This window comes from Roseixanthobacter pseudopolyaromaticivorans, assembly GCF_043195145.2.
Classification (GTDB): domain Bacteria; phylum Pseudomonadota; class Alphaproteobacteria; order Rhizobiales; family Xanthobacteraceae; genus NCEH01.
The window spans coordinates 4,069,821-4,093,039 of record NZ_CM195539.1 but is presented as its reverse complement, the minus strand read 5'-3'; the positions used below and the strand labels follow the sequence as shown (position 1 = coordinate 4,093,039).

General features: G+C 62.5%; 21 protein-coding genes. 18 read left to right on the top strand and 3 right to left on the bottom strand.

Annotation, left to right across the window (positions count from 1 at the left end; genetic code table 11):
* Positions 1 to 37 precede the first annotated feature (37 nt).
* Entirely contained in the window at positions 38 to 1,258 is a 1,221-nt protein-coding gene (locus V5F68_RS19185) for a D-amino acid dehydrogenase (RefSeq protein WP_394016199.1), read from the top strand.
* 47 nt (positions 1,259 to 1,305) lie between these two features.
* On the opposite strand, the gene V5F68_RS19180 is transcribed toward V5F68_RS19185, so the two are convergent.
* Entirely contained in the window at positions 1,306 to 2,415 is a 1,110-nt protein-coding gene (locus V5F68_RS19180) for a M20 family metallopeptidase (protein WP_394016200.1), read from the bottom strand.
* Between the two features lie 214 nt (positions 2,416 to 2,629).
* On the opposite strand from V5F68_RS19180, the gene V5F68_RS19175 reads away from it, so the two are divergent.
* Positions 2,630 to 3,922 carry an aminotransferase class I/II-fold pyridoxal phosphate-dependent enzyme gene (locus V5F68_RS19175; RefSeq protein ID WP_394016201.1) on the top strand — a complete coding sequence of 431 codons (1,293 nt, stop codon included), beginning with the start codon at positions 2,630 to 2,632 and terminating at the stop codon, positions 3,920 to 3,922.
* Positions 3,923 to 3,952: 30 nt separating this feature from the next.
* Here V5F68_RS19175 and V5F68_RS19170 read toward each other — a convergent pair whose 3' ends face one another.
* Positions 3,953 to 4,687: a DJ-1/PfpI family protein gene (locus V5F68_RS19170; protein WP_394016202.1), complete on the bottom strand. Its 735-nt coding sequence runs from the start codon at positions 4,685 to 4,687 to the stop codon at positions 3,953 to 3,955.
* A gap of 261 nt (positions 4,688 to 4,948) precedes the next feature.
* Between V5F68_RS19170 and V5F68_RS19165 the strand changes: the two genes are divergently transcribed.
* From V5F68_RS19165 to V5F68_RS19135, 7 genes are all read left to right on the top strand, one after another.
* Positions 4,949 to 5,230, top strand: coding sequence for a DUF485 domain-containing protein (locus V5F68_RS19165; protein WP_394016203.1), 282 nt, complete (start codon positions 4,949 to 4,951; stop codon positions 5,228 to 5,230).
* Between the two features lie 10 nt (positions 5,231 to 5,240).
* Positions 5,241 to 6,851, top strand: a complete 1,611-nt coding sequence (locus V5F68_RS19160; RefSeq protein WP_394016204.1) for a solute symporter family protein — start codon at positions 5,241 to 5,243, stop codon at positions 6,849 to 6,851.
* A gap of 78 nt (positions 6,852 to 6,929) precedes the next feature.
* Positions 6,930 to 7,631: a metal-dependent hydrolase gene (locus V5F68_RS19155; RefSeq protein WP_394016205.1), complete on the top strand. Its 702-nt coding sequence runs from the start codon at positions 6,930 to 6,932 to the stop codon at positions 7,629 to 7,631.
* 405 nt (positions 7,632 to 8,036) lie between these two features.
* On the top strand, positions 8,037 to 8,981 hold the full coding sequence (locus V5F68_RS19150) for a flavin reductase (RefSeq protein WP_394016206.1): 945 nt from the start codon (positions 8,037 to 8,039) through the stop codon (positions 8,979 to 8,981).
* A gap of 18 nt (positions 8,982 to 8,999) precedes the next feature.
* Positions 9,000 to 10,061 (top strand): LLM class flavin-dependent oxidoreductase, encoded by a 1,062-nt coding sequence (locus V5F68_RS19145; RefSeq protein WP_394016207.1) that lies wholly within the window; start codon positions 9,000 to 9,002, stop codon positions 10,059 to 10,061.
* Positions 10,062 to 10,071: 10 nt separating this feature from the next.
* A complete protein-coding gene (locus tag V5F68_RS19140; protein ID WP_394016208.1) occupies positions 10,072 to 10,296 on the top strand; it encodes a tautomerase family protein in 225 nt (74 codons plus the stop codon).
* An 11-nt stretch (positions 10,297 to 10,307) separates the two neighbouring features.
* Positions 10,308 to 11,084: an alpha/beta fold hydrolase gene (locus V5F68_RS19135; RefSeq protein WP_394016209.1), complete on the top strand. Its 777-nt coding sequence runs from the start codon at positions 10,308 to 10,310 to the stop codon at positions 11,082 to 11,084.
* 50 nt (positions 11,085 to 11,134) lie between these two features.
* On the opposite strand, the gene V5F68_RS19130 is transcribed toward V5F68_RS19135, so the two are convergent.
* A complete protein-coding gene (locus V5F68_RS19130) occupies positions 11,135 to 12,001 on the bottom strand; it encodes a LysR family transcriptional regulator (protein WP_394016210.1) in 867 nt (288 codons plus the stop codon).
* Between the two features lie 354 nt (positions 12,002 to 12,355).
* On the opposite strand from V5F68_RS19130, the gene V5F68_RS19125 reads away from it, so the two are divergent.
* The 9 genes from V5F68_RS19125 to V5F68_RS19085 all read left to right on the top strand — a co-directional run bounded on the left by V5F68_RS19125 (position 12,356) and on the right by V5F68_RS19085 (position 22,341).
* Positions 12,356 to 13,375: a polyamine ABC transporter substrate-binding protein gene (locus V5F68_RS19125; RefSeq protein ID WP_394016211.1), complete on the top strand. Its 1,020-nt coding sequence runs from the start codon at positions 12,356 to 12,358 to the stop codon at positions 13,373 to 13,375.
* 61 nt (positions 13,376 to 13,436) lie between these two features.
* Entirely contained in the window at positions 13,437 to 14,552 is a 1,116-nt protein-coding gene (locus V5F68_RS19120; protein ID WP_394016212.1) for an ABC transporter ATP-binding protein, read from the top strand.
* The gene (locus tag V5F68_RS19115) at positions 14,552 to 15,397 is read left to right on the top strand and encodes an ABC transporter permease (protein WP_394016213.1); all 846 of its coding nucleotides are present in this window, start codon (positions 14,552 to 14,554) and stop codon (positions 15,395 to 15,397) included. Before V5F68_RS19120 ends, V5F68_RS19115 begins: the two co-directional genes overlap by 1 nt.
* Positions 15,397 to 16,281 carry an ABC transporter permease gene (locus tag V5F68_RS19110; RefSeq protein ID WP_394016214.1) on the top strand — a complete coding sequence of 295 codons (885 nt, stop codon included), beginning with the start codon at positions 15,397 to 15,399 and terminating at the stop codon, positions 16,279 to 16,281. Before V5F68_RS19115 ends, V5F68_RS19110 begins: the two co-directional genes overlap by 1 nt.
* Positions 16,282 to 16,320: 39 nt before the next feature.
* Positions 16,321 to 16,695 (top strand): carboxymuconolactone decarboxylase family protein, encoded by a 375-nt coding sequence (locus tag V5F68_RS19105; RefSeq protein ID WP_394016215.1) that lies wholly within the window; start codon positions 16,321 to 16,323, stop codon positions 16,693 to 16,695.
* Between the two features lie 183 nt (positions 16,696 to 16,878).
* The gene (locus V5F68_RS19100; protein WP_394016216.1) at positions 16,879 to 18,312 is read left to right on the top strand and encodes an NAD-dependent succinate-semialdehyde dehydrogenase; all 1,434 of its coding nucleotides are present in this window, start codon (positions 16,879 to 16,881) and stop codon (positions 18,310 to 18,312) included.
* Positions 18,313 to 18,771: 459 nt separating this feature from the next.
* Positions 18,772 to 19,959: a tyrosine-type recombinase/integrase gene (locus tag V5F68_RS19095; RefSeq protein ID WP_394016417.1), complete on the top strand. Its 1,188-nt coding sequence runs from the start codon at positions 18,772 to 18,774 to the stop codon at positions 19,957 to 19,959.
* A 413-nt stretch (positions 19,960 to 20,372) separates the two neighbouring features.
* On the top strand, positions 20,373 to 20,582 hold the full coding sequence (locus V5F68_RS19090; protein WP_394016418.1) for a helix-turn-helix transcriptional regulator: 210 nt from the start codon (positions 20,373 to 20,375) through the stop codon (positions 20,580 to 20,582).
* 136 nt (positions 20,583 to 20,718) lie between these two features.
* Positions 20,719 to 22,341: a DUF927 domain-containing protein gene (locus V5F68_RS19085; protein WP_394016419.1), complete on the top strand. Its 1,623-nt coding sequence runs from the start codon at positions 20,719 to 20,721 to the stop codon at positions 22,339 to 22,341.
* Positions 22,342 to 23,219 lie beyond the last annotated feature (878 nt).

Genomic DNA, 23,219 nt, shown 5'->3' with positions numbered 1-23,219 from the left:
AGAGGGGGCGTAACCGTCACGGAAGAGAGTCTTGAACATGGGACATGTGATTGTTATCGGCGCGGGCATCACCGGCGTCACCACCGCCTATGCCTTGCTGCGCCGTGGGCACGCGGTGACCGTACTGGAGAGGCACCCCTACGCCGCCCTCGAAACCTCCTTTGCCAACGGTGGCCAGCTTTCGGCCAGCAATGCCGAGGTCTGGAACCAGTGGTCCAACGTCGCCCGCGGCATCCGCTGGATTTTCACCCGCTCCGCTCCGCTGCTCCTGAATCCAAAGCCGAGCTGGCACAAGATGTCCTGGCTCGCGGAATTCGTCGGCCAGATCCGCAGATACGAGGACAACACCATCGAGACGGTCCGCCTCGCCATCGAGGCGCGGCGGCATCTGTTCGAGATCGCCGAGCGGGAAGGCATCGCATTCGATCTGGAACAGCGGGGTCTCATGCACGTCTATCGCGACAAGGCGAGCTTCGCCCATGCCACCGAGGTCAACGCCTTGCTGAAGCGCGGCGGCCTTGAGCGCGCGGCGGTGACGCCGGAGGAAATCAAGACCATCGAGCCAAGCCTCGAAGGCGCTTTCCACGGCGGATTCTTCACCCCGCGCGATGCCTCCGGCGACATCTGCCGGTTTACGCGCGGCCTTGCGGCGGCGTGCGAACGCCTGGGGGGAAGGTTCGTCCATGGCGTCGAGGTGCGCGCCATTCGCGACGGGGGGAATTCCCGCTTGGTCGAATGGCACGGCGTGGACGATGTGCAGGCCATGGGGTCGCTGGCGGCCGACCGCGTGGTCATCTGCGGCGGTGTCGGTAGCCGGCGGCTGGCCGCTCTGGTGGGCGAACGGCTCAACGTTTATCCGGTGAAGGGCTATTCGATCACCGTCGCGGTGAAGCCGGAGGATGTGCACCATGCCCCGCGTGTGGCCCTGCTGGACGATGCCGCGAAGATCGTGACCAGCCGCCTCGGCGACAGCCGGTTCCGCATCGCCGGCACGGCGGAACTGAACGGCTACAATCGCGACGTTCGGGCCGATCGCACCGCGCCCCTCGTGAGCTGGACGCGGCGCCATTTCCCGAAGCTCGATACCAGCGACGTTGCGGTCTGGGCGGGGTTGCGGCCCATGCTGCCGGGGATGCTGCCGCGGGTCGGCGCAAGTCGGCGGGCGCGCAACGTGTTCTTCAACACCGGCCACGGCCACCTCGGTTGGACCCTATCCTGCGCCACCGCCGAACTGGTTGCGGCGCAGATGTCCGCTTGAGGGCGCGCCGGCGGGCGGAGCGAAACCGTCCGCCGGCCGCCCCGTACTCAATCTTTGGCCGCGTGCATGCGGATCAGGCGCCCATAGATGCGTTGTGCCGCTTCGATTTCGTGCACGCCGCACCATTCGTCGGTGACATGGGCCTGGCTGGATTCGCCAGGCCCAAGGATGACGACGGGCGCCGGCGCGAGCCCCGCAAGCACCGAGGCATCGGTGAAGAAAGACGCGCCGCGCGCCGGTTCGGCGGCATAGCCCTCCGCTTCGCGTGCCGCCGCGCACATGGCGACGAACGGTGCGCCCGGATCGGTCCACACCGGTGCAAGATCGTGGACGCATTCCACGCGGCTGTCATCGCCCGCGACGGCGGCAAGACGGGCCCGCACCTCCGCATGGTCCATTCCTGGTAAAGTCCTGATGTCCACATGCAAGCGGGCACGATCCGGCACCGCGTTGGGAGCGTGACCGCCATCGATCAGGCCGACATTCACGGTGGCTTGTCCCAACACCTCATGGCGGCCTGCGAATTCCATGTCGCGGAAGGCGAGGGCGGCTGTGCAGGCGCGATAGATCGCATTCACTCCGAGGTGCGGGGTGGAGGAATGGGCCGACACGCCTGAGAAATGCACGAAGCAGAAGACGGCGCCCTTGTGGCCGAGGGCAAGGGCATTGGAGGTGGGCTCTGCGACGATCCACCCGCCGATCTCGGGCAGGGTGACCCGATCCCGCGCCAGCGCCAGCGCGCCCTCGCATCCGCGCTCCTCGCCGGCGGTGATCACGAGGGCAAGGTCTGCCGCGATGTCGCGCGCGTCGATCGCCGCCGCGGCGAAGGCCGCAACCGCCGCCTTCATGTCGGAGGCGCCCCGCCCATAGAGGCGTCCCTCGCTGATCTCGCCGGCGAAGGGATCATGGTGCCAGGGAGCCGTTCCCAGCGGGACCGTGTCGAGATGGCCGGTGAAGGCGAGGGCCGGGCGCCTTCGCGCGCTGCGCCGCACGGCCACGAGATTGACGCGACCGGGGGCAAAGCGATGCTGCTCCACCTCAAATCCGGAGGCCGCCAGCTGCGGGGCAAGGATGTCTGCGGCGGCTTGCTCGTTGCCGGGCGGATTGCAGGTGTCAATGCGCATCAAGGCGCGGGCAATTTCGATTGCATCTGTCATATTGAGCCGACCTCCGCCCGCATCACACCATTGTCCCGAACGGATGTAAAAGACAAAAAATTGCATATTGATAATTTGACTTTTTATGTCTGGAAGGCCTATGGGGAGCCATGCGGCCGGCGGACGCTTCGCTGTCGATAGGTGGTGGGGCCGCAGTGCGCTATCTATCGTGGAACGCGGCGAGCCGCGGCTTTGCCCTATAGGGGAGAAGGTCTTGATTACCGGCCGAACGGCAACAGAGATCGCCCAGTCCATCCGCTTAGCGGTCGATGCGGGGCGACTGAAGCGTGGCGCGTCACTCCCGACCGTGCGCCAGCTGGCCGAAGAGCTGGGCATCAACCGCAATACTGTTGCCGCGGCCTACAAGCAATTGTCCGATAGCGGCATCGTCGAGGGCAGAGGCCGGCAGGGAAGCCGCGTCGCGCCGGACAGAGCCGCGCCAACGCCTTCCGCCTCGCCGCGCGATCTTGCCGGTGGCAACCCCGACCCCGCTCTCCTGCCGGACATGACATCCGTGCTGCGCGGCGTCGGCTGGCACCAAAGATCCTATGAGGACCCTCCCGATGACCCGGAGCTGCTCCGCCTCCTCGGCCAGCAGTTCGCGCTGGACGAGCTGCCCATGGGCGAGCTGTGGCTCGCCTCGGGCACTTTCGATGCGATCGGGACCATTCTGCGCAAGCTGCTCTCGGTTGGCGACGCGGTGGGCGTCGAGGACCCGTGTTTCATGACCACGCTCGGCCTGATGCGCCAGGGGGGCTATGTGCCGCTGGCCATGCCGGTAGACGACGAGGGGGTGACGCCCGAGGGGCTGCGCCACGCGCTCGAGACAGGCGCGAAGGCCGTCATCCTGACACCGCGCGCCCATAATCCCGTGGGTGGGTCCTGGAGCCTGCCCCGCCTTGCCGCCCTGCGCGAGGTGATGAGGGCCTATCCCGACGTGCTGATTATCGAGGACGACCATTTCGCCGTGCTCTCGCGCTTTGCGCCCATGACGCTGGTGGAGCCGGGGCGTCCGCTCTGGGCGATCATCCGCTCGGTGTCGAAATATATCGGGCCGGATCTTCGGCTGGCGGTGGTTAATTCCAGTCACGAGCTCAGCCGCGCGAGCCTGTCGCTGAGCGCTTTCACGTCGCGTTGGGTCAGCTCGATTCTTCAGAAATCGGTGCTGGCGGTTCTCACTGCGCCCGGCTACCGGCAACTCGTTGCCAGCGCGGCGGCCGCCTATGAGCGGCGGCGCGAGGATGTGATCGCCGCATTGGCAGGCCGCGGCATCAAGGCCCACGGCTGCGACGGCATGAATGTCTGGATTCCGGTGGCGGACGAACAGACTGTGGCGCGCCGGCTGCTCGATGCGGGCTGGACAGTGCGCACGGGCTCCGTCTTCCGACTTGCTGCGCCTTCCGCGATCCGTATTACCACCAGCGTCATCCCGAAGCCGTTGGCGGAGGAATTCGCGCGCACGCTCGATTCGATCCTGCGCGAGGAGGTGGTTGAAAGAGGCGCGTGAGCCTCTTTCAACCTGCGTGCGCCCGCTCTTTCAAGCCGAGCGGGCAAGTCCCGCATCATCGGGAGCGGCCACACCGAGGCGGCGGGCAACGCGACGTGCGGTCTCGATCCGCTGCGCTGTCAGCTCCTTCACGGATTCCCGTGCCGCGGCCACAACCTCCTTCGGCGCCCGCTCCGGCGTCCCGGCGTCGAATGGCGGCTCGGGGTGGTACTGCATGTAGAGCTGGATCTGCTGCGCAACCTTATCGCCGCGAAGCATCGCCGCGAGCTGAAGCGCCCCGTCGATTCCCGAGGTGACGCCGCCGGCGAAGATGTAATTGCCCTCGATCACCACCCGGTCTGTGAGGGGAATGGCGCCGAGATAGGGAAGCACGTCGATGGCGGCCCAATGGGTGGTCGCCCGCTTGCCCTTGAGGAGCCCGGCCGCGCCACAGATGAGGGCGCCGGTGCACACCGAAAACACGAACATCGCGCCGGCCGCCTGGGTGCGAATGAAGTCCAGCGTCTCCTCATCCTCCATCAGCGCCTCTTGGCCGGGACCGCCGGGGACGTGCAGCACATCGAGCTTCGGCATTTCCGCGAAGGTCTTTTCCGGCGTGAGCGTCAGCCCGCGCGTGTCCTTCACTGGCGCGCGCGTCTTGCCGGCGATGTGGAGCGTGGAGTTCGGAATGCGGGCGAGGACCTCGAAGGGACCGGTGAAATCGATCTGGTCCAATCCCTCGAACAGGATCGAACCGATGTGAAGGTGCTGGTTTGACGGGATCATCGTGGGCCTTCCTCGGTTGGGCCGCGTCTCGCGGACGCCCTTATGTGACAAACCACCGATCGATCGTCAAGACAAACTAGGTACAAAATAAGAATGACTTTTAATGTCTTTTCATGAGGAAATGGCCATTGGTGGGCTTCATAATAGGATATGCCCATTTGGAGGCAGGGCGAAAAAACAGGCGGGTACCCAATTCTCATACTTGAAGTAAGACAAAGCCTAATATATGAAGACAAATGTAAGACAAAAAGGGGAACGGTAATGAATGTTTCGGACAAAGCGGACACGCCGTTGGTGCGGCTGGTCAGATTGCGCTGGCGCGTCGCGATCTCCCTCAGCCTTGCAATGATGCTGATCTATTTCGGCTTCATGGGGCTCATCGCCTTTCACAAGCCGTTGCTGGCCATGATCGTCGCGCCGGGCGTCTCGGTCGCGCTCATCGCCGGTCCGAGCATCATTGTCTCGGCCTTCCTGCTGTGTGCCGCCTACGTGTTGTGGACCAACAAGGTCTACGACCCGGCGGTTCGCGCTCTCAAAAGATGAGGAGGCAGCGATGCCAAGCACTCAGAGTGGTCTGTCGATCGCCTTCTTCCTCAGCTTCGTCGTGCTGACACTTTGGATCACCTATGTCGCCGCACGGCGCACCCGCAGCACGACCTCCTTCTTCACCGCAGAAGGGCGGATCTCCGCCTGGCAAAATGGCTGGGCCCTCGCCGGCGATTTTCTCAGCGCGGCGGCGCTGCTGGGCATCGCGGGAATCATCACCTCGAATGGTTTCGACGGCCTCGTTTATTCGATCGGCTGGCTGGTGGGATGGCCGATCATGCTGTTCCTGATCGTCGAACCCCTGCGCAACGTCGGCAAATTCACCATGGCTGATCTGGTCGCGTACCGGCTCAATCAGCGCTGGGTTCGCTCGGCGGCCGCCATCGGCTCGCTCACCGTTATCCTGTTCTATCTGATCGCCCAGATGGTCGCGACCGGCGCGCTCATCAAGCTGCTGTTCGGCATTCCCTATTCCACGGCCGTGCTGATCGTCGGCGCGGCCATGCTGGTTTATGTCCTGTTCGGAGGCATGATTGCCACGACCTGGGTTCAGGTCATCAAAGCCATCATGCTGCTGGTCGGCGGGGCGGTGCTGGCTGCCCTTGTGCTCAGCCACTTCAGCTTCGATCCGCGGGCCCTGTTCCAGGCGGCGGCGCAGCAGTTCGGCGACAGGGTGCTCCAGCCGGGTGAGAAGGTCGTGCCCGGGGGCTGGGAGGCTATCTCGCTGGCGCTCGCGCTCATGTTCGGCACCGCCGCGATGCCCCATGTGCTAATGCGCGTCTATACGGTCAAGGACGTGCGGGACGCCCGCCTCTCGATCACCTACGCCACCGGCCTGATCGGCATCTTCCATCTGTTCGTGCTGGTCATCGGGTTCGGCTGCATGGTGTTGGTGGGCCCGGCCGTGGTCGCCAAGGCCGGCGGCGGCGGCAACATGGCCGCTCCATTGCTGGCGCTCACCCTCGGCGGCGAGGCCTTCTTCGGCTTCATCTGCGCCGTGGCCTTCGCCACGATGCTCGCGGTGGTCGCGGGGTTGACGCTCTCCGGCGTTGCCACCCTGTGCCACGACATCTGGACCAACGTGGTGCGCTCAGGTCACGCGCCGGAGAAGGAGAAGATGGCGGTGGCCCGCATCTCCACTATCCTCATCGCGGTGCTAGCGGTCGCGCTCGGGTCCCTTTTCGAGGGGCAGAACGTGGCCTTCATGGTCGGCCTAGCCTTCTCGGTGGCCTGCGCCGCCAATTTCCCCACCCTCGTGCTGTCCATCTCCTGGCGCAGACTCTCCACCGCCGGAGCGGTCTCCAGCATCCTGGTGGGAACGCTCGTCTGTCTCACCATGATCCTGCTGTCGCCGACCATCCAGGTGGACGTGCTCGGGGGAAAGCTTGCCGACCTCCAGTCGCACTGGTGGTTCATCCCCATGCGGAATCCGGCCATCGTCGCGATGCCGCTTTCGTTTGCGACCGCCATCGTGGTGTCGCTGCTCACACCGGAGCGGGAGGCGGCGGAAAAGTTCGACGCGCTGCGCGATGCCATCGTCTTCGGCCCTGCACGGTCCGATCCAGCCCCGGCGGAAGTTGAGGTTGCGACCGCAGGCGCCAAGCCGCAAGCCCTCTAGCCCCCGACAGATACCGGACGGGGAGCCCGCTTGGCGGAGCTCCCCGCCGTTCGAACTGTAAGCCCCTCGGAGCCCTCCATGAAATTGACCTGGTTCGGACATTCAGCCTTCCGCATTGAGACGGGAGCGGCGGTTGTCCTCATCGATCCGTTCTTTACTGGAAACCCCACCTTTCCCGGCAGCATCGAAGATGCCGCGCAAGGGGTGACGCATATTCTCGTCACCCACGGGCATGACGACCACCTCGGGGACGCCGCGGCGCTTGCGGCGCAGAGCGGCGCCCAGGTGATCGCGAATTTCGAGATATGCCAGTATCTGGCCGCGCAGGGTGCGTCGAACATCAATCCCGGCAACACCGGTGGCGGCGTCTCCTGTGGCGGCTTTGACGTCGCCTTCATGCCGGCCGTGCATTCGTCCGGCGCCATGGCCGAGGGCGGCCGCTCCCTCTACCTCGGCAATCCCAACGGTCTCATCCTGAAGCCGCAGAACGGGCCTTCCGTCTTCCATATGGGGGACACGGACATCTTTGGCGACATGGCATTGATCCATGAATTCCACGCGCCGAAGGTCGGGATCGTGCCGGTGGGGGACCGTTTCACCATGAGCGGAAGGGTGGCTGCGGTCGCTGTTCGACGCTATTTCCATTTTGATGCGGTGATCCCCTGTCACTACGGCACTTTCGGCCTGCTGGCGCCGGATCCATCCGATTTCATGGCCGGCCTCGCTGGAGCGAGCACGAGAGTCATCGTTCCGTTGGCAGGAAAGGCATTCGAGATTTGACAGCCGTCAGGACATGGAGGCCGGAGCATTGCGTAGTCCCGGGCTTTGGTCCGGCCGAAGCTGGAAATTTCCCGGATCATCTTCGGTCCGGCGAAGAGAAAACTCCCCAAGGAGACATCGTCGGCCCTGGAGGCGCGGATCAGCCACGCTGACCGTTGACCGCGCCCCTCCACGGGCTGCCATCTATCAAAATTTCTTTCAAAAAAAGGCATAATTTTTTGCTTTCCTGATGCAAGCGGGTCGCGTCATCCTTTCTTCCGAAGATCTTTCGGAAAGTGCCTATCGATGGGATCGCAAGTTTCCTCTGCATCGTGTGCTCAGGCCTCTCCAACCGTGCATGAGCGGTGTTGGAGCGACGCGCGTGATGTTGATGGACGAGATCTGCGCAAGCTGTTCGGCACCTTCTTGACTGGCGTCACAATTGTTACCGCGCTCGACGAGACGGGAACACCAGCAGGCTTTACCGCGAACTCCTTTACCTCTGTCTCTCTCGACCCACCGCTGGTGCTGGTCTGCGTCGCGAAATCGGGCCGTTCCTACGATGCATTGCGTCGAGCGGCGCGCTTCGGCATCAGCATCCTCTCCGACGCACAGAGGGACGTATCGGCCGCCTTCGCCGGACGCGAGGGCAAGAAATTCGATGCAGCATCCACCTGGTGCCGGCCCGGCGGGCCGCCGCTGATGGAGCGCGCACTCAGCGTCATGGAGTGTGCACGCGAGAGCGTGATCGAAGCCGGCGACCACGTGATCGTGGTCGGGCGGGTTCTCGGCTTCGTCATGAACGAGGGCCAACCGCTCGGCTATTTTCGGGGCGGCTACAGCGCGGTGACGGCTGACCTCACAGCCCTGGAGCGGAGCGGCGAAGCCCTCTTGGTCTCCGGGCTCATCGACTGCCTCGGCCGCGTCCTGCTTCTCCAGCGCCTTGGAGAGGCCCGCCTTGCCCTCCCCTGTACCGCACTTCGGCACGGCGAGGACCACCGCCAAGCTTTGCCCCGCATGCTGGAGCGCCTCGGCCTCTCAGCGGAGATTTCGTCGCTTTATTCGGTGTTTCAGGACGATGGCGCGCCGCATACCGAGATGGTGTTCCGCGGCACGTGTGAAAGCGTCCCGGAGCGGCTCGACCTGCCGGATGGGTCACGGCTGGTCCTTGCCGCACAGGCCGACGCGCCGTGGCGGAACGTTGCCGGCCGCTCCCGCGCCAGCGTTCTGCAGCGGTTCTTCCGCGAACGGAACGATGCGCACTTCGGCATCTATTGGGACACGCGCGACGGCGGCCGGATCGCCCCTCTCGCCGGTCCCCCAGGCCCCTGGCGCCCGGAGGCCAGCGACGCCCCCGGCGAGTCCAATTAGACTGCAAGGACCAGAAAAATGGAGTTCGTGTATTTTCTTTCCAGCTACATGCCGGATGCGGCCTATGGCGGCAAACGCGTGTATGCCGACATGGTGGAGCAAGCCGTCGCCGCAGAGAAGCTCGGCTTCCGTGGCGTGGCCATCCCCGAGCATCATCTGATCAATATTCTGATGGTGCCTTCGCCTCTTCAAATGGCGGTGAAGATCGCAGGACTGACCTCGCATATCGACCTCATCACCTCGATCATGATCCTGCCCGTCCGGGATATGCGGATTCTGGCCGGCGAGATCGTGCAGGCGCACATGCTGTGTGATGAACGTCTCGTGGCGGGGGTCGGACGCGGTGCCTTCGATTACGAGGTCTCGCGGCTCGGTACGCCCATCGGGAAGACTCGGGAGAAGTTCATTGAATCCATCCAGGTGCTGGAAGCGTTGCTGAGCCAGCCGGACGTCTCCTGGGACGGCGCCTATTATAAGTTTGACCCCATCACCATCATGCCTCGCCCCCAGGGCAAGGTGCCGCTGATGGTGGCGGCCATGGCCCCCGAGTCCATCTTCGATTCCGCACGGCGCGGCTATCACATCCAGACCACGCCGCTCAGCGGCAGCCACGATGTGCTGCTCCAGCAGGTGGACGCCTTCAAGCGAGGTAAGGCGGCGGGTGGGGAGAAAGCGCGTCATGCCCGTCTCTCCCTGCAACGCGGCCTTTACGCCGCTCGCAACGAGGCGGACGCCCGGCAGAAGATCGAGATGGCGAGCGAATATTACAAGCGCTTCTTCAACATTCGCGGTCCGGGCTTGGTGGATCGAGGGATGATCCGGGCGCTGCCCCGCGAGCAGACCTTGGAAGAACTCTCCCAGAACCTGATTGTGTGCCCGCCATCCGAGATGATCGATCGGCTCGCCGTCTATGCCGAGGCGGGGATCGATGAGGTCTATTGTCCGTGCGGGTACGGCCAGTCCCATGCCGAGACCCTGGAAATGATGCAGCGCTTCTCGGAAGAAGTGATGCCGCACTTCGTTCCCAAAAAGGCGCCGCCCCCGGTGCGCAGCGCGACCCCCGACCTTGCGGTGCAATGAGGATCCCACAATGCCCATGATACGTGTCGAAATGTTCCCCGGCCGCACGCTCCAGCAGAAGCGCGCCTTTGCCCAAGTGGTAACCAACAGCTTCGTGGAAATCTGCGGCGGCAAGCCGGAGAGCGTCCATGTGGTGTTCCAGGAAGTGGAGTCCAGCGATTGGGCGGTAGCCGGAACGCTCATCTCGGATAAGTCCGCGGCGCCTGCGCCACTCGTCGCGAAACCGACGGCCTAGGGGCACCGGACATGACTCAGGCTGTCGATTGCGTTTATGTGGTCGAAGGGAAGGGGCCGCCAGTCTTCATGGTGCACGGGATCGGCGCGCGCCGATCCGTTTGGGGTGCGCTCACCGAGCATCTGAAGAACGATTTCACCTGCATCGCCTATGACTTGCGGGGGCATGGCGATTCGCCGAAGGGCCCAGGTCCGTTCGGCCTCGATGAACTGGTGGCCGATCTTGAAGCCCTGCGTGCCAAGCTCGGCATCGAGCAGGCTCATGTGATTGGCCATTCTCTCGGGGGCATGATCGGTCCGGCTTACGCCCGCGCCTATCCCGATCGGGTGAAGACCCTCGGGCTTCTGTCCACCGCCGCCTTCCGCACCAGCGAGGACAGCGCAAAAGTCCGAGGTGTGGTCGCGGCCATGGAGGAGAACGGCATCCCCCAATCACTCGGAACGCTGGTGGACCGCTGGTTCACCGATGCGTTCAAGGAAGCCAATCCCGACAAGGTGGAAGCGCGCCAGCAACAGGTGCTCGACACCGATCCCGACGTCTTCCTCAATGTCTTTCACATCTATGCGGAGACGGAGATGGGACCCTGGCTGCACGAGGTCGAAACCCCGTCCTTGGTGCTGACCGGCGAGAATGACGGGGGCTGCAATCCGCGTCTCAACAAACTGATTGCCGACGCTCTGCCCCATTCGGAACTGGTGCTCCTGGACAAACTGAAACACGCGATTCTCATCGAAGCGAGCGACCGAATCGCCGAGCCGGTCCGGCGCTTTCTCAGTACGCACGGATGAGAGGAGGTCGGGTGGAGGCGCATCGACATAAGGAAAAAGCGTTCGCGTCCCTATTCTGGGGCGAGCGCCTCTTCCGAGCGCGCGACGGCGGCCCGCAGCAGGCTCAGCATCTCCTGGATATGCCCGCCCCCATCGCCCGCCTGGATCAGGCAGTGGATGTTCCGCACGAAGCGCGGCGCATTTCGCACGATGTGCAAGGTGCCCTCCTCTATGAGAGGGCGAACAAGAGTGAAGGGGAAATAGCCGGAGCCGCCGAAAGCCAGCATGTAGCGCAGCATCCTTGGCCCGAGATTACCCGTCACGGTGGGAGTGATCTTGTCCTGATAGGTGGAACTGTGCAGTTCCCGGAAGCCGGAGCCCCAGTCCGTGTAGATGTAATCGGGGCTCCAAGTCATGACCGACCGCGGGACGGTGGAGACCAGGATGAGCGTCTGGGTACCAAGGACCTCAACATTGACGTTCGGTCGCACGACGGGCGTGTAAACCACGCCGAAATCCAGCAGCCCTTCGGCGATTTCGCGTCCGATCCATTGCGCGCTGGCCACCTCGGACCGGACCGCCACTTCCGGATGCGTCTTGCGAAAAGTGATGAGGACGTCGAGGAGCAGCGTGTCCCAAAGCGATTCTTCCGCACCCAGCGAGAGAATCGAATCGACCCCCGGGGGAAGGCCCACTTCCTGCAGGGCCCGGCGCCATGTGGTGACCATGACTTCCGCGTGGCGGAGGAATTGGATGCCTGCCGCCGTCAGTTCCACCCGGCCCTTCTGCCGGTTGAAGAGCCGGCGGCCGAGCTCCTCCTCCATTGCCTTGATGCGCATCGTCGCCGCGGTTTGCGTGATGCCGAGGCGTTCGGCGGCCAGGCTGAAATTGCCGGTCTCAACGATCTCGAGGAAGGTGATTACAAACCGGATATTCATCGATCGCTCCGCGGCGTCCCGTCGCCTGCGCGGGGCGCGCCCTCATGCCGCCATCTGCCCGCCCGTGGCTTTGCTTATGTGAAATGCGAGCGGAAATTTTCCCTTAATAAAAAATGACCTTCCAGAATTTAGGTCCGCATTTCAAGCGGGTCGTCATCATACCTGCCAGATCAGGAGGGGAACATGCCTTTATCAAAGACTTTATATGAAAAGGACCTTTACCCGGAAATCGAGGATGCGCGCGAGACATCTTATGGCGCCGACTGTCTCGAGCTTGTGGAGGACCAATATAAACGGGGCTTGATGGACCGCAGAATCTTTATGCGAGCTCTAGGACTTCTCGCGGCACTGCCTATGGCGAGCCTGTCCCGTCCGGCTGTGGCGGCCACCCAGCAGCTCATGATCGTCAACTGGGGCGGCATCTCCCGGCCCGCTTATGCCAAGGCCTTCGGCGCACCCTATGAGGCGGCCACCGGCATCAAGCTGGAGCAGGACGGCAGCGGCCCCCTTCCGGCGAAGGTGCGGGCGATGGTTCAGTCCGGAAAGGTGATCTGGGATCTGCTCGATTTCGACGCCAGCAAGGCACTCGTGCTTGACAGGGAAGGTCTGCTTCAGCCCATCGACTATGACATCGTGGACCGCAATAAAGTCTATCCCGGCTGGGCTTACCGGGCTGGCGTTGCCTTCTACATCTATTCGTGCGTCCTGTGCTTCGACGCCAGCAAGTTCCCCGGCGCCAAGCCAAACAGCTGGAAGGACTTCTGGGACGTGGATCGTTTCCCCGGCCAGCGGGCTATGCGGAAAACGCCAGAGGGCCAGATCGAAGCTTGCATGATGGCCGCGGGCCGTTCCGTAAAAGACGTTTATCCCATCGACCTTGACCTTGCCGTGGCCAAGGTGAAGGAACTGAAATCCCACCTCGTAGCCTGGACCACCAGTGCGCAAAGCCAGGATGTGCTGCGCAACGGCGAGGTAACGATGTGCAACCTGTGGCATTCGCGCGCCGGCGCGCTTTACAAAGAATCCTCCGGCCGCTTCGACTGGACCTGGAACCAGGGCCTGATGAATGTGGACGTCTGGTCCGTGCCCAAGAACAATCCCGCAGGACCGGAAATGGCGATGCGGTTCATCGCCTTCGCCCAGGATCCTGAGCGTCAGGTGGAGTTGCTCAAGCTGATCGGCAACGGTCCGGTCAATCCGGCCGCGGCGGCGCTGGTGCCCGACGATCTCAAGAAATTCGATCCCACCCAGCCGGACCATCGCGTGATCCAAGCGGAGCTCAATCCGGAATGGTGGAATGCGCCGAGCGGGAAGGGCGACAAGTCGAACGACACCCTCGCCCGCGAGATGTGGCTGGACGCGCTGTCGTCTTGAGCCGGAATTCGCGGCAAGCGCTCCTGCGCGGCCATGGCAAGCAACAAGGGGACCACGGACGATGACGATCGCCGGTACCGCGGCGCCGCAGGAATGGGCGTCGCATGCGCTCAGGCTGAACGGCATTAGCAAGCATTATGGACGGCACGTTGCCTTGGACGACGTGTTCCTGAGTATTCCGCGCGGCCAGTTCGTCACGCTGCTGGGGCCGTCGGGTTCCGGCAAGACGAGCCTGCTCATGGCGATAGCGGGCTTCATGGCCCCGACCAGGGGACAGATCTTCCTGGACGACCGGGACATTACCGATGTTCCGCCGGAGCGGCGGAACTTCGGCATGGTGTTTCAAGGCTACGCGCTTTTTCCGAATATGACCGTAGAGGAGAATGTCTGGTTCCCGCTGCGGGTTCGCGGCGTCTCCCGCGGCAGTGCCAAGGAGAGGGTCCGAGCGAGCCTGAGCATGGTTCAGCTTGACCATCTTGGGGACCGCTACCCCTCTCAGCTGTCCGGCGGTCAACAGCAGCGCGTCGCCCTGGCGCGGGCGCTGGTTTTCGAGCCGAGCCTGCTGCTGCTCGATGAGCCCATGTCTGCCCTCGATCGCCAATTGCGGGCCGAACTGCAGTGGGAGCTGCGCTCCCTTCATCGCCGCCTGGGCGTGACTTTCGTCAATGTGACCCACGACCAGGAAGAGGCCCTGTCCATGTCGGACGAGATCGTCATCCTGCGGGGCGGCCGGATCGAGCAGGCTGGAAAACCCGCCGATCTCTATGACAGGCCAGCATCGGCCTTCGTGGCGGGCTTCCTGGGAGACAGCAATTTCATCCGTGGGCGCACGACGGCCACCCGCGAAGGCAGCTTCGAGCTCACCGTCGGGCAGGCCACCATCGTGCAGTCAGGCTCGCCCCACGCTGTCGCCGGCAGCCATCCCCCGGTGCTGGCCCTGCGGCCGGAGAAGCTCGCCGTTTCGAGGGCGCGGCCAAACCTCGCCAATGCTCTGGAGGGGACGATCGTCGACGCCAAGTATCAGGGGTCGGCCTATTCCGTGCAGGTGAGAAGCCCCGATCTCGGCCTGCTGACCGCGCGCCTGGCGCCAAACCCCGCGGAGCCCAAGCCGGAGGTGAATGCCTCGGTCTGGATCGGCTGGGGGGCGGACGACGCCGTGATCGTGAGGGAAAACTGATGTCGGACACCGCGCTCTCCCGTAGCGAACGCTCCCGCTATTTGGTCCTGGCCCTGCCCGCGATATTGATGATGGGGGTGTTTTTTGCCATCCCGCTCCTTCAGGTGCTCTGGCTGAGCGTCAGTGAGCCGCGCCTCGGTTTTGAGAACTATCAGGAGATCGCAACCAATCCGCTGATTGCCCGCATCTGGATGACGACGCTGCGCGTCTGCCTCATCACGACGGTGATCTCCGTGGTGTTCGGCTATGTCGTTGCCTATGCCATGACGGTCGTCGGCCCGCGCCAGCGGATGGGGATGATCTTCTGCATCCTCGCCACTTTTTCATTCAGTGTGCTGGTGCGCGCCTTTGCTTTCGTCGTCCTTCTGCGCACGGAAGGCATACTGAACGAGGCGCTGCTGGCGATGGGGCTGATCCACCAGCCGCTCCGTCTGCTGCGAAATGAGGTCGGCGTGGTGATCGGCATGGCGCATTATGGTCTGCCCGTCGCGATCCTTGCCCTCTATTCCAACCTGCGCGGCATCAATGCCAAGCTCATGGACGCCGCGCGCGGGCTCGGCGCTTCCGGCTTCCAGGCGTTCCGGGTGGTCTACCTGCCCCTGTCGGTGCCGGGCATTCTCGCGGCGTCGGTCCTGGTGTTCGTCTATTCCCTCGGCTTCTTCATCATTCCGGCCCTGCTGGGGGGCGGTCGCGTGGTCATGATTGCCGAATATATCCGCGTCGGCTTCGAGGAGACCTTGCGCTGGGGCTATGCGACGATGCTTGCGACCACGCTCGTGGCCGTGGTCCTCATCCTGCTCGCCGTGATGTCGCGGTTCGTCGACCTCAGGAAGGCGTTCGGCTGATGTCCATAATCAGAACAACCTTTCCACGCGTCTCGCTCCTGGTCCTGGCTTGGCTGGTGCTTGCTTTCCTGGTGGTGCCGCTGACGGTGATCCTGCCGGTCTCCTTCACCGACCAGCCGTTCCTGTCGATGCCCAAGCACGGGCTTTCCCTGAAGAATTATATCAGCTTCTTCAGCGACCCCGTGTGGCTGGCCTCGACGGCTCAAAGCTTCATCATCGCGATCTGCGCCACGTGCCTTGCGGTGGCGTTCGGCGGCTTGTGCGCGGTCGCGTGCTGGCGCCTCGGCGGCCGGCTCGCAACCGCCCTGCGCCTCCTGATGCTGGCGCCGCTCATCGTGCCCACCATCGTCCAGGCGGTGGGCATGTATCGGATGTGGGCTTGGCTCGGCATTTACGACACCTATCTCGGCGTCATCATCGCCCATGCCATCGTCGGCCTGCCCTATGTGGTGGTTACGGTCAGCGCCGCCCTTGCCACCGTCGATCCGAAGTTGGAGCAAGCGGCCAGGAGCCTCGGCGCGTCCACCGGGCAGGCGGTGCGCCTCGTGATCTTCCCCAATATCGCCGCCGGGCTTTTCTCCGGTGCGCTGTTCGCGTTCGCCCACTCCTTCGATGAGCTCATCGTCGTCCTGTTCCTCACCAGCCGCGCTATCGCCACGCTGCCCAAGCGCATCTGGGAGGGCCTCCAGGACGACATCGACCCGACCATCGCAGCCGCCGCGGTTCTGCTGCTGCTGTTCACTCTCGGCGCCATGGCGATAAGCCAGCTCGTCAAGGCCCGCTCCGCCCGCGGACGATTGGCCACCGAGAAGGACAACGGCGCGGCCCTGACCGTGGCCGCTTCCGCGCCCATGGCCAAGCCGGAGAGGGGCCGGTCCGCCTAGGCGGGCCGAATGGACCTACCCACATGAGAAGGGAATATCATGAGCGATGATTTCTCAACCGGCCTCTCGGTCCGGAACACCTTGTTTGGCGAGGAGAGAACGCGGCAGGCATTTGCGGCGGAAGATGCCCTGACCCAAGATTTTCAGACCCTCATCACCACCTATTGCTTCGGAAGCTTGTGGGGACGGGAGGGAGCCGAGTGGCGCGACCGGAGCCTGATGACCATGTGCATCGTCGCGGCCCAGCACCGTTTCGCGGAGTTCGAGACGCATGTGCGCCTCGCGCTGCGCAACGGCTGCGACAAGGAGCTGATCACGGAAGTGGTGCGCCATCTCACGGTCTATTGCGGGGTTCCCACGGGCGCGGAGGCGTTCCGAGCGGCCCAGCGGGTGTTCCAGGAGAACGCCGGCTGAGACATCCCGGCATGCGGCTGAGAGGCCACTTTCCACACAATGGCCTGGAGCCGCCGCTTTGAAATTCCTATGTACATGAAACTATAAACGCATCCTCCCAACGGGGATGCGCCCGGCGCCGCTTACTCTCTCAAAACCCGAGTCTATCCCGCCGGTTGAGTTGCCCCACAAAGGAATGCCTTCATGTACCCTGACGTTCAGCTGCACATTGACGGTGTATGGCGCGATGCCGAGCATGGACGCTCCATCCCCGTGCTCAATCCCGCGACTGAAGAACAGATCGGCACCGTCGCGCACGCCTCGCGCGCCGATCTCGACGCCGCGCTCGACGCCACCGCCAAGGGCTTCAAGGTCTGGAGCAAGGTGTCCGCCTTCGATCGCTCGAAGGTCATGCGCAAGGCCGCCGATCTCCTGCGCGAACGCGCCGACGGCATCGCCCGCCTGATGACGCTTGAACAGGGCAAACCCCTGGCCGAAGCCAGGGCGGAGACCAACGCCGCAGCCGACATCATCGATTGGTTCGCCGAGGAAGCCCGCCGCGCCTATGGACGCGTGGTGCCCGCCCGGGCACCTGGCGTGTATCAGCTTGTCATCAAGGAACCGGTCGGCCCCGTCGCGGCCTTCACGCCCTGGAACTTCCCCATCAACCAGGTGGTGCGCAAGCTTTCGGCGGCACTGGCGGCGGGGTGCTCCATCATCGTCAAGGCGCCAGAAGAAACCCCGGCGTCCCCGGCCGAGCTCATCCGCGCCTTCATCGACGCTGGCGTACCCAATGGCGTCATTGGCTTGGTCTATGGCGTGCCGGCGGAGATCAGCGAATACCTCATTCCCCATCCCATCATCCGCAAGGTGACTTTCACCGGCTCCACGCCGGTGGGCAAAAGGCTTGCGGCTCTGGCGGGCGAGCATATGAAGCGCGTGACCATGGAGCTCGGGGGCCATTCGCCGGTGATCGTGTTCGACGACGCCGACGTGGACGCCGCCGCCGGGCAGATCGCCGGCGCCAAGTTCCGCAATGCCGGACAGGTCTGCGTTTCCCCCACGCGGTTCCTGGTGCAGGAGAAGGTCTATGACCAGTTCGTGGACCGCTTCGTTTCCGTCGCCAAGAGCCTGAAGGTGGGCAACGGCCTGGAGGAGGGCATCAACATGGGCCCGCTCGCCAATGAGCGCCGTATCCCCGCCATGGAAGCGTTGCTTGCCGACGCTCAGCAGAAAGGTGCCGAATTGCGCACCGGTGGCGCTCGCATCGGAAATAAAGGCTATTTCTTCGAGCCCACGGTCGTCACGGGCGTCAGCCGCGAGATGCGCATGATGAACGACGAGCCCTTCGGCCCCCTCGCCATGATCCTGCCGTTCCACGATTTCGAAGAGGCCGTGGACGAGGCGAACCGCTTGCCCTACGGATTGGCGTCTTATGCCTATACCCGCTCGGCCAAGACAGCGAACGCCGTCGCTTCGTCGGTCCAGGCCGGCATGATGACCATCAATCACCTGGGCCTCGCCCTGCCCGAAGTGCCGTTCGGCGGCGTGAAGGACAGCGGTTACGGCTCCGAGGGTGGCTCCGAGGCGATCGAGGCCTATCTCAACCCGAAGTTCGTCTCCCAGGCGGGCATCTGACGTCAAACTGACTCCGAGTTCCCCTTTCCGATCGGTCCGTCAGTCCACCGCGTGTGGATCGATAGCCGATTGCGGAGGGGCTTGGAGCCTCTCCGGCCGCGCCCGCTTATGTGGGCGGAGCGCCGCCGGGGCTTTATGCAGGAATGTTCGGAAGGCCGGTGAACGAGCGAATCCAACCTTCTCTCACGCCGGTGACCGAGCCTCTATGGCGTCTGTCGGATGGGGCCGGCCTATATTTCCGCCATCGCCACGCTGGTCTACGGCGGCGGCGCGCCTCGTGTAGGAACTGAAATGGCCGAGAGAGATCTGCCAAACTAACGTCCGACGATGTTCGCTGGCATTCAAATTGACCTATTAGAGTCAATGAGTTACTGAATTTTATTGTTCGACGACGTGTCTTGAAATATCGCTAGATCCGAGTTAGTATGTGGGGTGAAATGTGGGGCTTGAATTGGGCGGATGAAAAAGCGTGGTAGGCATCCGGAAAAGGCGCTGACTGCTCTACAGGTGCGCCAGATAAAGACACCGGGGCGATATGCGGACGGCAACGGGCTGTACCTCGAGGTCGATAAGAGCGGAGCCAAGCGCTGGCTGCTGCGCATTATGGTCCAAGGTCGACGTCGCGATATGGGGCTGGGGAGCGCCTCCCTAGTCAGCCTTGTCGAAGCGCGAGAGAAGGCTCTCGGGTTCTGCCGGATCGCGCGGGAGGGAGGTGATCCTCTCGCTGAGAGGCGCAAGACGGTGACGGTAGCCCCGACTTTCGCCGAAGCCGCGGAGCGAGTTCATGCCGAGCATGCGCCCTCCTGGAAGAATCCGAAGCACGCCGCCCAGTGGCTGATGACACTCAAGACCTATGCTTTTCCAGAGATTGGCAGCCTGCGGATCGATACGGTTGGAACGCCGCAATTGTTGCGGGTCCTCTCGCCCGTCTGGTTGGTTAAGCCCGAAACGGCCCGAAGGCTAAAGCAGCGAATTGGGACTGTTTTCGACTGGGCTAAGGCCTCCGGTTATCGGACCGGCGACAACCCGATTGAAGGGGTCGAGCGAGGGCTTCCGAAACAGGGCAAACAGAAGGAACATCATGCCGCTCTTCCGTTCTCTGAGGTGCCAGCATTCATCACTAGAATGAGCACGTGCGATGCCGCCCTGCACGTGCGGCTGGCATTTGAGTTTCTGATCCTGACGGCTGCTCGGACTGGCGAAGTGATCGGCGCCGAGTGGAGCGAAATCGATCTTGTGGAGAAAGTATGGACCGTGCCAGCGGCGCGCATGAAGGCGAAGCGCATCCATCGCGTGCCGCTTTCCGCGCGCTGCGTTGAGATTCTCGAACAGGCGGCTCAAATGACAACTGAGGGATTCATTTTTCCCGGCCGCTCGCCTGGATCGTCGATGTCAAATATGGCGTTCCTGATGGTGCTTCGCCGCCTCAAGCTTGAGATCACGGCGCACGGGTTTCGGTCCGCATTTCGCGATTGGGCATCAGAAGCTACGAGCCATCCGCGCGAGGTTTGCGAAATGGCATTGGCCCACACGATCGAAAGCAAGGTGGAGGCTGCATATCGGCGCGGCGATCTTTTCGAGAAGCGCCGTGCGCTGATGAACGACTGGGCCACCTTTGCGACAGACATTCCCCGCGCCTCCAACTGAGAGGCGCAATTATGCGGCTTTCAATAGATGATGCCGGACCGGCCCCGTCGGTTATCGGCTTCATTCCAACTGACGCCATGCGCTTTCGCAAGCGTGAACCAATGTCTCATGCTCGCTCATCCGCCTTTGCAAACGTCCTTCTTGCCGTCAGCGTGAGCACGTGAGCACCCTGCACCGAAAATGGGATCCTTAAGATCCCGCGCGCTGCAACGATCCATAGCGAAAAACTGGTCCTAAGGATGAGCCCCTTTTACGGGCTATTTGATTTAATTCGTCGTGCGGAATGCGATCTCAAATTTAGTCATTTTTTGGCCAATTCGCGTCTAGAGACCCTCTAGACGCATCTACGAGGCCGTTTGAGACCTCTTTTTTGAATCTTGTGAACCCCCTCGTCCCCAAACGAGGAGGCTCATATGAGCATCGACTTTTCCAAAAATGGCTTCGTTCGCCTCACTGATATAATCGCTCCGAACGGGCCTATTCCGGTATCGCGCAGCACGTGGCTGCTGGGTGTGAAGACCGGGCGTTATCCTCAACCCACGAAGCTTGGCCCCCGCATCACAGCGTGGCGCACGGAGGATATCCGGTTGCTGATGGAACGTGGCTGGACCGATCGTCCTTAATCCGCGCGCACGGGCCCACCGCGAAGCATGCGCGTGCGCATCCCCTTTTGCCGATCTTGTTAATCCACCCGCAGCGGCGCCTCGCCCTGCATTCCTTTTCAACGCACGTTTCACGTGCTCACGGCGGATCACGAAAATGTATATTCCAAATCCTCAGCCCAATTGGCTCACGCTCACCGAGTTGCGCAGGGACTTACACACGGGCGAATTCACCGCCGTTTTGGGATGCGCTTCCACCGACGGCGAAGCGTTGCGTATTTCGATGCCGCGATCATGGGCGGCAACACCCGGAAAAGTCCTGGCGCATTTGCTCGCCAAGGGGGTGGCGATGCCAACGGATATGCGCCTGTGCCGGTCCGACGTCGAGAAGGTACTCACGGGGACGAGCGCACCCATCACCAACGTCACCCGGCGGATCGGCTGGCATGGCACCTGCTTTGTCCTCCCCGACATGACCATCGGGCGTGATCCAAATGAACTGAAATTCGATGGCCCCGCGAGCGTCGCCATGCCGCCGGTCGCGGGCTCCTTCGAGGGCTGGAAGGCGTCGACGCAGGAGATTTTCGCAACCTCCAGCGTGCTGACGTTGATGGCTGCGGCGGCTTGCGCCGCACCCCTTCTCGACCTGATCGATGGGCCCGATATCGGTCTTCTGCACCTCAGCGGAGGTACAGCTGATGAAAGAGAGCTCTGCCTGCGGTGGGCAATGTCTATGGTCGAAAATCCCTCTGAGGCGAACATTTGGCCAGTGACCGATCTGACCAAGCGGGGGCGCCTCTCTGCCGGTTCAGGATCCACTCTGATTCAAGCGGTTTCCACGCGCCACGCCGGGGGAGATCTCAAAGTCCGACGCCGTGCCCTGACCGCAGCAGCCGCAGCAGCGACCAAGGTTCAGGGCTCGACCGGTGATCACGTTCAGCAAGCAAGCGATGCCCCGGCCCTAGTGTTATCAATAGACTCGCACGACCCGGAAGCACTCCAAGATCGACCGAACCCCGGCATGACCTTTCTGACGCTGGCAAAGGGCAAGGGTCTTTTCGACTTCCAGAAGGGCCCCAAGGCCCGCGCGAAGCTTCTGCGGCGCGCAATGAAGACCATTCGATCCCATTATGGTCATTTGGTTCGCGAATTCGTTCATGCCGTCGTGGCGGACGACAGCTCGCTCCAGAAGGTCGAGGCGGCGATGGCCGCCTTCGAGGCCAAGACCCAGCCCTATGTGGGGCAAGTGGGGGCGGAGATGGCCAAGGCCTTCGCGCTTCTAGTAGGAGCCGGAAGCCTGGCGGCCGAGTACAACGTGGTCCCCTTTACAGCAAAGCATCTTTCGCGCTGCGCTCTTAGAGTTTTCAAGCGTGCACTGAAGCCGACAGCGGAGCAAAGGGCCGAGGCCGTACTACGCCGTGTGGCGGCAGCACGCCTTGATTCCGAAAAATTTCCCGTCGTCGCAGAAGGCGACGCTTTTCCTTCGGACATAAGAGATTCCGCATTGGGCTTCCGAAGAAAGTCGAACAACCAACGCGTCTTGGCTATCTTCCGACACCGCCTTGACGACCTCGTCGCCCCTGCTGAACAGAAGGAAATCCTGCGGCAGTGGCAGCTGCGCGGGGTGCTCATGCCCGGGAAGGACGCCTTGCATCATGTCCGCCAAGTGAAGGTGAAGGGCTTCTCGACCATGAAGCCATACGTACTATGCCTTCGATATGAGGGGCTTGTCGAACTCGCGGTCGAGGTGTCGAAAGCAAGCGCTGCTGCGCATAAATAAGCACGTGAGCACCACGTCAAACGCAGTCTGACCCGGAAAAGTTTGGCTTTGAAATGGCAGGGTCGAGGCAGCCATCTGTCTCGACCACATCTGTCGCTCTCACTCTTGTTAATAAACAGATTAATCAACTGAAACTAAATCGCGCAAAAATTGCGCCTCTTCGAACGCGCAGGTGCAAAGTGATCACACGGGTAGCCGGCACTTTTCGGGGATACGTTTTCAGGCCGGTTACGCTGGCACAGGGCCTTCCGTGATCCCCCCGCGTGCGAACTCGGCGCAGAGCCTCAAAACTATGACCTGTTTCGGCCAGCCTATCTGCTCACCTTGAGCAATTATTTCAGTATAAGCCCGCTACTTCGGAGGCCAATCTCGCGTGCCTCTACAGGCATTTCGAGAGCAGCTAACTCGATGAAATCGCAGTGGCTTGGGCAAAGGTAATCGGCCTTTAAGCACCACCAAAATACGATGCCTTGCGTGATCTCCGCGGAGTTCGGCATGAAGGTCTTGCTTAACGCTGCGCCTATCTGTAGGTGGCTTTTCGCTTGCTGCAAGAGCGCGCCGGAGTAGGTAAGCAGTAAATCGGCGCCTTCGACACCTAATGCCCTCCGAAGCTATGGTTTCGCCGGGATTTGCATGCCGAAACCTGCCCCTCGCATCGCAATTCGACAATTTTGCAATACTGTTAATTAGTCATGTCGCCAGCGCGCGTCGTGGCAATCCCGAACGCAATCGCAACGACCTCATGCCAATTCAATGTGGTGCAAAATCGCTCTGCATATGAATAGTCATGTCTAAATGGCAATGAAACACATGCCTCTTTAGACATGACTATCTACATCATCGACATACATCAATATCATCAATTTTCTATATAACAA